This is a genomic window from Blautia sp. ZXY-1-B12, from assembly GCF_056339915.1.
This window is the reverse complement of the sequence record NZ_JBWJVP010000174.1, coordinates 1-11453: the sequence shown is the minus strand read 5'-3', so window position 1 is coordinate 11453 and position 11453 is coordinate 1. Positions and strand designations below refer to the sequence as shown.

Here is an 11453-nt window from a genome sequence, read left to right as displayed (position 1 = left end):
GCTGCGCATTCCCTGAAAAGAGGCGGGGCACGGCTGGTGCGAGACTTTCGGCGGAAATTGAAGCAGATGATGCGCCAAACGGAAAACAGTACCATCGAGGGAATGATGTTTACCTATACTATGGCAAGAAGGAGCCTGAAAGTAGCCCGGACTGCGATCAAGCCCGTAAAGGCTGCAGGGAAGGTTGTGGGGCGTTCTCTCAGACAGGCTCATCAGATGACTAAAACCGGAACCATGATGGCAAGGGCATCCGGTAAAGTGGTTACCCCGGTGATCAAACAGACTTACAAGCACCAGATGAAGAGTGCGATAAGGGGAGGTACGAGACTTACCAGAAAAGTTATCGGTTCCGTGGACAGAGCCGGGGCCAAGATCGTTGCTAAGGGCTCTGCCAGGGCTGCAAAGATGTCCTCAAAGGCAGCTGCGAATCTAGTAAAGGTATCTTCAAAGGTAGTTGCAAAGGTAATGGTGGTCGTCACCAAAGCGGCGATGTATGTGGTCAACTTTCTTATTTCCATTGTTTCCACATTACTGTCTATAGGATTCCCTCTGCTCATCATACTCGTGGTGGCGGCAGTGATTATTGGTATCATCCTTGCTATATTCTCGTTTAATGGCGGGGAGATGGAGGAAAGCGATGATTCGGACACTGTGATGTTAGTAGGACAGCAGTATGTGGATGCTTTAGATACCTGTCATAATCAGTTCAAGAATTATCTTGAAAAACTCAGCTCTGATTCTTCCTATGAGACTGTTACGATCAATTACAGGGATGAAAAAAACGAAACGGTCTATAAAGACTGGGAAAATGAAGCTGGTATGGTAAACGGGGATAATAATATCAAAGAGTGTCTCTGCCTGATGTCAGTGTTATTTGACTTTAATCTGGAAGAATATGTCCCCAGTCCACTGACTGATGAGATCCGGTATGCAGACCGTGAAAAGCTTTATGAGTTCATGGATCTTTACGATATCGACAAATCGGAATATGACGGTACATATCAGAACCTGATCAGATCCTATCTTGTGGGAATTTTTAATGGTTCCCATGATGTGGAGAAAAACGTTACTGTTACATACTGCGGAGGATGCACCAGCCGTAAAAATGCTGACGGAGAGGATGAGTATTACTGTCCGGGACACCGTCATCTGGATGTTACGGTCACCACGTATTATTTCGACAAACTCTTCAGCTGTGCATTAAAACAGACCTGTGCGTTAGATCCGTTATCCAGTACCCTTGTAGGAAGCAATAACATTGAAAAAGTATGGTTTGGACTTATCAATGCCGGGTACTCAGAAGAGGCGGCTGCCGGTGCCATCGGAAATCTTATGTGGGAATCCGGAGGCGGTCCTAACGATATTGCCCTTAATGCAGTGGAGGATAATGGAGAAGGTGTTGGTATGTGTCAGTGGTCATTTGGCCGAAAAACTGCATTCCTTCAGTTCTGCAACCAGCAGGGGGTTGGATGGCCGAACAATGATATTACAGTGCAGTTCAACTTCATGCTGCAGGAACTTCAGGGCGGAGACTGGATGTATGTCGGACATGATTATGGCTATTCGGAAAATACCAGGAAGTCGCTGGAAGAATTTAAAAAGATGACAGATGTGGAATATGCTACTTATGTTTTCTGTGCAAATTTTGAACGCTGTGCAAAAGAACCTTTGGCTCATATGGCAGAAAGAGTCCAGTATGCCCAGAATGTTTATGCAAGCTATCATGGCAGGTCACAGAGTGCAGGCGGAGGCACCGGGGAAACACTTCAGCCCGGACAGAAAACGGTATCCCTTGGAAACTTTATGCTTACATATTACTGCGGATGTTATGAGTGTAATGAGGGTTACAACGATGCACAGGGAAGACCGGTTGGTTCACTGGGTAATCCGTTACAAAAAAACCACTCAATAGCAGTTGATCCGTCTGTGATCCCGTATGGCAGCAAGGTACTGATAAACGGTATCGTATACACAGCAGAAGACTGTGGGGGTGCGATCAAAGGAAACCATATTGATATCTATATGGGAAATGATGCAAATTCCCATGCGGAATGCGATAGATTAGGCGTAAACTATGCCGAAGTATTTTTAGTTAAATAGGAGGTGCGGAATGAAGAAAAAACATGTTTTGATCTTATTTACTGTTCTGGCTTTATCTGTCACCTCAGTAATGAAACTGGTTCCTGTTTCAAAGGTAGCGGCAAGCAGCATCCTTGGAGGAAACAAAAATGAAAGCATCCTTGATAAGCTTACCCCTACCCCGGAACCGGGGAAATCTGATAAGAATGAGAAGGATGACTCCAATGTTCTGGGAGAAAAGGATTCCCTGTCTACGAACATGACGGATTCACTTACAGACCTTATGAACAACCTGCTTTCCAGAGTCGGGGATGAAGAATATTCCCTGCTCACGAAAGTTTTATCCCAGACGGATGACGACCTTATTGAGGATAACAGTGATACGGACGACGGGGATAAGGATAAGGATGATGAGAAAAAGGCGTCCATAAACCGGGTGGTCTATATCGGGGATTCCCGTACGGAAGGACTCAGGGACGTCAATTCCGATTCGAAGAATACTTTTATCTGTCTGTCAAGTATGGGATATGACTGGATGATGAGTACCGCTTTCCCACAGGCAGAGTCTTATGCCTCCTCCGGTACCGCATTTGTAATCTTAATGGGTGTGAACGACCTGTACCACCAGAACAGCTATATTTCAGCAATCAATCAGAAAGCTACGGAATGGAAGAAAAAAGGTGCAGTTGTCTATTTTGCATCTGTAGGTCCGGTACAGAATGACCCCTACACTTCGAATAGCGAGATCGAATCTTTTAACCGTGCGTTAAAGAACGGACTCAGCTCGGATGTCGGGTATATCGACCTGTATGGAGAGCTTAATAAATCCGGTTATCAGACAGTTGACGGAACCCATTATACAAATGCCGTATCCAAGAATATACTGTCTTTTATCGGAAAGCAGGTTGCGCTGGGCGGATCGGGGAATTCTGACCCGTATGCCACAGATGGCAATAAGGTCTGGTGGTGCCGTAATAACAAGGAGATGGCTCTTCTTGAATACAAGGTATCAGACTGGACGAAATTTTCCGGGCTGGATGTAAGCTTAAGGGCAGATACAAAGATCGAGGCAAAACTGTCCGATGAGATCAAAAAGTATGAAGAGGAACTGGAGGCAGCAGCCAAAGAATATGGATTTGAAGCCTATGTTGAACTGTTCAAGGCTCTTGCAGAACAGAGGCATTACGATGGGAAAAAGGATGATATCTTTGATATGTCAGGGACATCCCTGAATCCGAACCCGGATAAAACCCTGAGCAGGGCTGATTCCATTGAGCTGGCGGCGGAATTGTTTTCTGCCTGCATCACGGCAACGACAAAAATTGATAAATCCGCAATCCCTCCGGCTCCCTCTGATGTAGACGGGCTGAGGGTTATCCTACAGGCTTTTGAGTTTGAATCGGATGGCTTTGTTGATTACTGTAAAGGGGAGTATTCAGAGGATAAGGCTTTAGAGTATGCAAAAACTAAGTCTGGGAACAAAGAGAGGACAGATGCGAATGAGATACAGCAGAAAGGTAAATGGGATTTTAAAGACCAGAAATATCCACCGAAAGTTTTACAGTTTTACCATGTCCTTGGGTCTTCTGGAGGAATCGGAACGTATCCTGCGAACGGAATGAAGATTCCGCATTATTTGCAGACAGATTATGCAAATGTGCCATATGGCAGCAGCAATATAGCCGCATGTGGCTGTGGCCCTACAAGTTTTGCAATGGTTGCCAGTTACCTGACAGGAACGACGATCACTCCTGCAGATGCGGTTGCCTGGTGTGGAAACTCCTATTATGTCTGGGGTGCGGGAACTAGCTGGTCTTATTTCGAAGCAGCTGCGAAACACTTTGGCTGTGGGGCTGTCAGGGAGTCGTATGATGCTAATGAGGTATTGAAAGCTTTATCAGAGGGACATCCTGTTATCAGTTCGCAGAGTGCCGGGCTCTTTACAAGAGGTGGACATTTTATTGTGCTCAGGGGTGTTGAAAACGGAAATAAAGTCCTTGTAAATGATCCGAATGACAGTGAGGCAAAGAATTATATCAACCGGTCTTTTGACATGGCCTCAGAAGTCGATATAACAAGTGATGCTTATTTTATTTTTGAAAGCACTGGGCCTTCGACCAAATAGTGCTGCGGATTGATTTCCTGTCGGGATAAGACAGAGAAAGGGGGTTTAAATGTTTAAAAAAAGGATATTTTGGATGATTCTAATTGGATGTGGGGTAGTCTTTCTGACAGTTCATCATTTCAGTCAGAAAAAAACAGATCCGTTACCGGAAAAAGAAACAATCGAAGTAACAGCAACTCCGGTTCCCTCTGAAACGGAAGAACCAGAGCAAGAAGAAGACGTGAAAGAGATTGTTTTTGAGGATGAAGGTATGGATGAAGTGATGTCTTCACCAGAAGAAGAGAAGCTGCAGGATGAAATCCTTACACTGATAAAAAAGTCAGGGGTACAGGGGATTGATTCTGCTACATACCTTAAAGATCAGACGGTAGAATTAAATGAGGATGATACCTGTTTGTATTTCCGTCTTTCTGATGGCTCGACGTTACCAGTCTGTTACAGAAAGTCCAGTGATAAGTTTTACCTTGGATATACAGAAGTTCCGAAAAAGGGCGAAGAGAAAAATCTTCTTTCCGATGATGCCTACTTAAGAAACGAGGGTGGCTCCAAGTAATCAGAAAACCGGTTTTTCATTTTTTGAAAACCGGTTTTTCTCATATTATTTGGGAAAATTTAAAGAGAGGAGAGTTTGATTTTGATTGATACAAAGACAATAAGGACACAGCAGGAGATCATTGCCAAACGGAACATGGCACTTCCTAAAAAATGGATCCTTGGTATTGATGCAGGGTTTTCCAGTTTGAAGGGATTTGCTCCGAACAAGTATTTCTGTTTTCCGTCTTTTGCCCACAAGCTTGATTCTGAACTTCAGGTTGTAAATGAAAAGGATATTCTGTACCGCGACGAGAGCGGGACATATCTTGTAGGGGCATCTGCGCAGAACCAGATCGGTTCGGATGATACAAATGAAACGGAAACGGAACTCTATGCAAGAAACCGTTATGCAAATAAGAAATTCAAGATTGTGATTGCTACCGGCATGGCACTTGGAATTAGTGAGAATCTTTATGGAAAAAAAAGTGATGAGCAGGAGATCGTCGTTCAGACGGGGCTTCCGACCGCTTATATCACAAAAGACAAAAAGTCGATCATAAAAGCATTTTCTGAACATTATGTATTTGAATTAAAGATTGGGACAGGAAACTGGAAAAAGTACGATATCCAGGTGAAACCTGAAAATGTAGCTGTTATGCCTCAGCCTGCTGGCAGCCTTTATTCCGTAGTGATCGATGAGACCGGGCATTTTCTTCCAGATACAAAAGAATTCTTTTTGAAAAATATCCTGATTGCAGACGTGGGTTTTGGCACCTTTGATCCGTATGGACTGATCAACCGTAAATTGGTGCTGAAGGAATCCCTGTCCAATATTGGCATGCGGCGTATCCTGTCAGAGACATCTGCTTTATTAAGGGATTTATACGGAGAGGATATCCGGGTTCCTGCAATGCAGAAGTTCCTTGAGAAAGGATATGTTGACGTTCTGGATGAAGAGACCATGCAGTCGGAGTCCGTACCGATCGCTCCTTTGGTTGAAAGGGCGAGCGAGATAGTATTCCAGGAGGCAGTGGCTTCCCTGAAGAACATGACTAACTATATGAGGGACTATGATATCCTGATCCCTACAGGAGGCACCTGTTCTTTATGGATGGATAAGTTTAAGGAACATTTCAAAGGAATGAAATCCCTGACGGTTATCCCGGGTAACCGGAATGACAAGCTGCCGTTACTATATGCAAATGTCCGCGGGTATTTCATGTTCTGCCACATGAATTCTAAGGCAGGTGGTTGATTTGAAGATACGAATTCGATTGTATCACTACCACGACCTCGATTTGGTGTCTCTTTACAGGGAAGGCAGGATATCCATCCCAAAAGCAGTAAAGTTCACATTGAATGCATTTGCCCGTAAACGTTATGTCAGACTGGAGACGGTCGATAAGAAATGTGAAAAGATTGCCAAACCGGTATATATGTTCAATATCATCCTGGATGAGAAAAAGGATAAAGATGCCATTGATCTATTAAATAAGATAGACAAGGGATACCGGAACAATTTTATCAAGCAGCTGCTCAGGGTATATCTGTGTTTCGTTCTTCCGGGATGTTATACAGCACAGGAAAACCTGGGATATTTTTCAGAACGGGAAAAGGGGATCTTTGGGGAACGCGAAGTTGTCCCGGCTCCGGTCAGCAGATATGTAAGAGAAAAGACTTCCGAGCAGAAACGTGTGGCAGAATCGCCGATAGAAGTTGGAGGAGTTGTCATAAAAGATCTGCCTCCTGAGAAACCGGAGGATTCAAATGTCCCTGAAACAAAAGACTCTTTTGGGAATTCCAGGGAAACGAGATCCTTTAAAGGAATCTCCAAATGAGAGTCTGGATCCGGAAATCCAGGAAGATGCTTCCTTACAGGAATCTTCAAAAGATGAGCTGGAAGAAACTGGTAACTTAAATGATGAAGAGGAATCTGAGTTAATGGGTCTTTTCAAAAATATGGTGATATGAAAAAGAAGAAGCTGGTTTTCGCTCCCCTCTTTTAATCTCGACTTATTAAGTCAGGAACGCACTTGGATATCTGACGGTATCAGGATAAGACTAAAAAAGTGAATTCGAATTCACTTTTTTGAGAAGAAGAGTATCAGAATTGGTACTCTTTTTTTCGTTGCGTAATCTTCCGGTTCTTCTGAAAAAGTTCCATAGTCAAGGTCTTTTCTTATTTCTTTTTTTGTTTGTGCTGATTTTTTATAGAACATCCGCGGAGATTTCCGTCACCATCCCGTCGGCACTCTGAAAATTTCTGTTTGTCCGCGGAGATTTCCCAGTGTAATCCACCGGTTGCCAGGAAGGATCAAAAACCGATACTGCCGCGGAGGATTCAGCCGATCATTTTTTCCTTACAGTCTGGATACTATGAAACATATCGGAGGTCTGCAATCCGCGGATAATAAATCTGCAAACAGGATGTATCCGCACTCTATTTATATAGGAAGTAAAACAGATAATTCCGCGGAGAATACCATTGCCGCCCGGATTCCTTTGGTGTTAAGAACCGTAAGCAGAAACCTGGAATCCAAAATTAGCAGAAGATTGCCCGTCTGAAACCGTAATTTATTAACTCTAATATGTCTCTTTTTTTCTCCCATTTCTTTCGTTTTTAATCCCTTTTTTTCGTACCTGATTTTTTTCTTCCCCCTTTTTGATATGATGCAAACATAGAAAGAAAATTATTTTCAACCGTGTTTTTGATATGTTATAATTATTGTAATAAAAAAAACGGTGAGAACTGAAAAAAAGTGAATTCGAATTCAAATTTTCGGCAGCATTAATATTCCGCGGAGATTCCCACCTCCCGCATTTCTTTCTAAAAAACAACAGAAAAAAATAGAAAAGGAGATCTTTATATGAAGAAAAGATATTTAGCTATTTTACTTGCAGCATCTATGGCTTTTGCATCCGTTTCCTCTGTATCAGCAAGTTATGAGTTTACAGATGGAGCTTCCGCGGAGATTGGCGGGAGCGATGAGATTGGTGATGCTGCCAATACTGATGAAGTTGACGAAAGTGCAGAAGAAGAGCAGGGTTTTACGGATGGTTATGAAACATCTGGAGCAGATACCCAGTCCGCGGAGATTGGTTTTTCTGATGATTTTGCCGTGGAGGATGGGGAGAATGTGGCAGCAGCAACTTCTCAGAGCACTTATAATGTGCATGTATCTGGAACGGTTTATCTTTCAGAAGCAGAAAAGTTTTTGGAGCTGGTCAATGCGGAAAGAGCGAAAAAAGGTGTGGAACCAATGAAGCTTGACAATGAAATGATGCGATGTGCGATTGACAGGGCGGCACAGGCTTCGATTGTTTATAATCATATTTTACCAAATGACAAGCAGGTACGTTCAAAATATCCCAATATAATGACAGAAAATATTTCATTAAAGACCAAATATTCCGCGGAGACGTTTTTTAACAGCTGGATGAATTCTCCGGCGCATAAGGATGCTTTGTTGACTGGAAATCAGGATCTTTTAGGATTTGCTGTATTTAAACCTGAAGGATCAAACTGGTATGGTGGAGCAGCTACTTTTTTCTATAGTAATAAGACATATTCTTATACCCCGTTTACAGGTTCCTATTCGGATTATAGTAAAGATTTTGAAATGGAAATTGCGAACAGATATCTGGATTTTAAAACAGATAGTCCGTTGAGCTGTGAGGTTGGTTCTTTTAATACCTTGATTCCCAAATTAAAAAATTATGTTTATTGCCCTCCATACGATATCGGTACTTACAATATTTCAAGCCGTGACGGAGTCTGGGAATCTTCGAATCCATCCGTTGTATCAGTGGACAGCAATGGAAATGTAACAGCATTAAAAGCCGGAACTGCCAGCCTGAAATTCTATGTAAATGGAAGCGACAGATACTATGAAAAGACAGTAAAGGTAACTGGAAATACGGAGACAGCGACACCGACTCCGGTACCGACCAGTACACCAATACCAACTGCGACACCGACGGAAGCTCCGAAACCATCGGTAACTCCAACGGAAACACCGAAACCATCAGCTACCCCAACCCCGTCTGAGAGTCCAACACCGACTCCGACAGAAGCTCCGAAGCCGACAGCAACACCTACCCCGATTCCGACAGTGACTTTGGTTCCGTCTGATCCGGATGGGAAGCAGGATTTTACCGCGGATATTCAGGTGCAGGCAAATCCGGATGGGGAATATGTCAACATTTCCTGGAATCAGGTGCCGAATGTGGATGGTTATCTGATCTATAAAAAATACAACAACGGATATGCCCGGATGCAGACTGTTTACGGAAATGAAACATCCTGCCGTTACCGCTTAGGATATGATAAGGATCTTACCCTGATTGTGCGAGCATACAAGACTGGCACAAGTGGAATTCTTTATAGCAGCAACAGCAATGAAGTCACTGTAAAAACGTCAAAAGATTTTGCAGCACCTGCTGCCCCGGTACTGACTGCAAAACGCAAGGGAACGACGGTCATATTCAGCTGGGATCAGCCGGAGAATGCTGAGAAATATAGAATCTATGTCTCCGCGGACGGAAAGACTTATAAATCACTCAAGACAGTGGGAGATGAGACGACAGCTTCAGGTAAATTTACATGGGGACAGACGCTCCGCTTTAAGATCCGTGCGGCATCGGTACAGGGAAGTACAGAGAAATGGAGTGGGTACAGCAAAGCTGTGACTGTAAAGATGGTTCCGTCCAAAACGGCAGTCAAATCCATTTCCAACAAGAACCGTGGAAAACTGACTCTGAGCTGGAAGAAAGTATCCGAGGCAAAGGGCTATGAGATCTACCGCAAGATCGGTAAGACCGGGAAATATAAGAAGATTAAGACGGTCACAAAAAATTCTACCGTGAAGTATACAAATACGAAGCTGAAAAAGGGAACCGCTTATTATTACAGGATTCGTTCTTATACGATCGGCGCAGACGGAAAGAAAGTATACAGCAGATGGTCTAATGTAAAAGGCAAGACCTGCAGATGACAGGCAGTTTCAGGACAGGGAAGGTATGACTCAGGATGAGCCTGCCTTCCCTGAAATTAATTTTGTTTAGATGGAAATAGGGCATGAATTGTGGTATATTGAACATAAGAACAGGAGGTGGTAGCAGAGGTGGAAAGAAATAAGATAAAGCCGGATACCATACTAAAGACCTTTTGGAGGGATAATGAACACTTTGCAGATCTGTTCAATGCAGCATTGTTTGATGGCAGGCAGGTATTAAAGGCAGGCGACCTTACAGAAGCTGATACGGATATCTCCTCCGTACTGAAATTTAATGGACATGCGGAGACGATGCAGAAAATTCTGGATGTCGTCAAGAAAACGGCATACGGTGTGGATTTTGTGATCTGGGGACTGGAAAATCAGGCAAAGATTCATTACGCAATGCCGCTCAGACACATGATTGGAGATGCGTTTTCTTATATGAAGGAATATGATGAGATCGCAGCCCAGAACAGGAAAGATAAGGACTTTGATTCATCCGAGGAGTTCCTGTCAAGTTTTAAGAAAACAGACCGTCTGCATCCGGTGATCAGTCTTTGTGTATACTATGGAGAACGTGAGTGGGATGGACCGCTTTCGCTGAAGGATATGTTGAAGATTCCGGAAGAACTGGAGGCTATGATAGTTGATTATAAAATGAACCTGATTCAGGTGAGAACCAGTGATTCGCTCAAGTTTTGTAACCCGGATGTAGATACCGTATTTGATGTCAGCAGGGCTATATATGCCAGAGATTATCAAAAAATAAATCGAAAATACAAAGACCAGGCAATCTCAACAGATCTTGGTCTTGTAATAGGGGCGATCACAGAATCGCAGCAGCTGATTGACCATGCTTTGGAACTGGAACGAAAAGGAGGTAGGGTTGATATGTGCAACGCATTAGAGGAATTAAAACAGGAAGGTGTTCAGGAAGGCGTTCAAAAAGGCATACGCATTCTTATTCGAACCTATAAGGATTTTAATGTAACTAAGGATAGTGCAGTCAAGAAATTAATGGAAGAGTTTTCAATGCCAGAAGATGAAGCTGTGGACTATGTGAACAGGTACTGGCAATCAGGTGACTAAATATAAGAAAAAAGGTAAAAAGGCAGGCTCATGGAGTATTCCAGGACTCTGTCTTTTTTCATTTTGCAGCGATTATCTAAAAAACTTTTTGTCGTACCAGAAATTTTCCTATATGAGATGTGTTAATATCTACCCATGGAAAGAAATATAAATCAGTTTCAAACCCCAAAGATGTATGGTATAATTTTTTAATTCATGTGTTTGAACCCCCCCCTCCACAGGGGGGAACATATCCAAAAAGTGAATTCGAATTCACTTTTTGGGATGAAGATCATCATATTCGATGCTCTTTTTTTCTTTGATTTTTGCATATTAGAGAGGTAGGAAGGAGACCTCTATATGAAAAATAGATTTAAAATTTGTGAAATTATAAAAACTCGCATAAAAAATAGATATAAATCCCGAGAAATCTTGATAGCACTTTGTATGGCTGTTTATGATCGAAGATATTTAAGATCATTTAATTTCGGCAATAGGATATGGACAATCCACCACTGCACAGATTATTACAAGGTTCATGCGCCTATATTAAATGCAGCAAAGCATTGTGTGAAGCATTGGACTATAGCTATTATCCACGGTCAGATGCCTGATACTTTTGAGGGACTTGAAAAAGCATGGCACTATTA

General features: G+C 42.8%; 9 protein-coding genes. 8 read left to right on the top strand and 1 reads right to left on the bottom strand.

All coding sequences use genetic code 11. From position 1 onward, the window contains the following. The 5 genes from AC075L_RS09690 to AC075L_RS09670 form a co-directional block, all read left to right on the top strand. A partial coding sequence (locus tag AC075L_RS09690; protein WP_476387580.1) for a phage tail tip lysozyme occupies window positions 1-2100 on the top strand: 2100 nt, incomplete at its 5' end. 10 nt (window positions 2101-2110) lie between these two features. Further along, window positions 2111-4204, top strand: a complete 2094-nt coding sequence (locus AC075L_RS09685; protein ID WP_476387579.1) for a C39 family peptidase — start codon at window positions 2111-2113, stop codon at window positions 4202-4204. Between the two features lie 73 nt (window positions 4205-4277). Next, complete coding sequence (locus AC075L_RS09680; RefSeq protein WP_161286750.1) at window positions 4278-4757, top strand: DUF5038 domain-containing protein; 480 nt, start codon at window positions 4278-4280, stop codon at window positions 4755-4757. Between the two features lie 81 nt (window positions 4758-4838). Further along, complete coding sequence (locus tag AC075L_RS09675; protein ID WP_476387578.1) at window positions 4839-5993, top strand: ParM/StbA family protein; 1155 nt, start codon at window positions 4839-4841, stop codon at window positions 5991-5993. A 1-nt stretch (window position 5994) separates the two neighbouring features. Next, complete coding sequence (locus tag AC075L_RS09670; protein WP_476387577.1) at window positions 5995-6576, top strand: hypothetical protein; 582 nt, start codon at window positions 5995-5997, stop codon at window positions 6574-6576. A 243-nt stretch (window positions 6577-6819) separates the two neighbouring features. Here AC075L_RS09670 and AC075L_RS09665 read toward each other — a convergent pair whose 3' ends face one another. Then, window positions 6820-6957 carry a hypothetical protein gene (locus AC075L_RS09665; protein WP_476387576.1) on the bottom strand — a complete coding sequence of 46 codons (138 nt, stop codon included), beginning with the start codon at window positions 6955-6957 and terminating at the stop codon, window positions 6820-6822. Window positions 6958-7605: 648 nt separating this feature from the next. On the opposite strand from AC075L_RS09665, the gene AC075L_RS09660 reads away from it, so the two are divergent. The 3 genes from AC075L_RS09660 to AC075L_RS09650 form a co-directional block, all read left to right on the top strand. Next, window positions 7606-9732 (top strand): CAP domain-containing protein, encoded by a 2127-nt coding sequence (locus tag AC075L_RS09660; protein WP_476387575.1) that lies wholly within the window; start codon window positions 7606-7608, stop codon window positions 9730-9732. 129 nt (window positions 9733-9861) lie between these two features. Next, a complete protein-coding gene (locus AC075L_RS09655; RefSeq protein WP_476387574.1) occupies window positions 9862-10824 on the top strand; it encodes an Rpn family recombination-promoting nuclease/putative transposase in 963 nt (320 codons plus the stop codon). A 339-nt stretch (window positions 10825-11163) separates the two neighbouring features. Further along, on the top strand, window positions 11164-11453 hold a 290-nt coding region (locus AC075L_RS09650; protein WP_476387573.1), incomplete at its 3' end, for a hypothetical protein.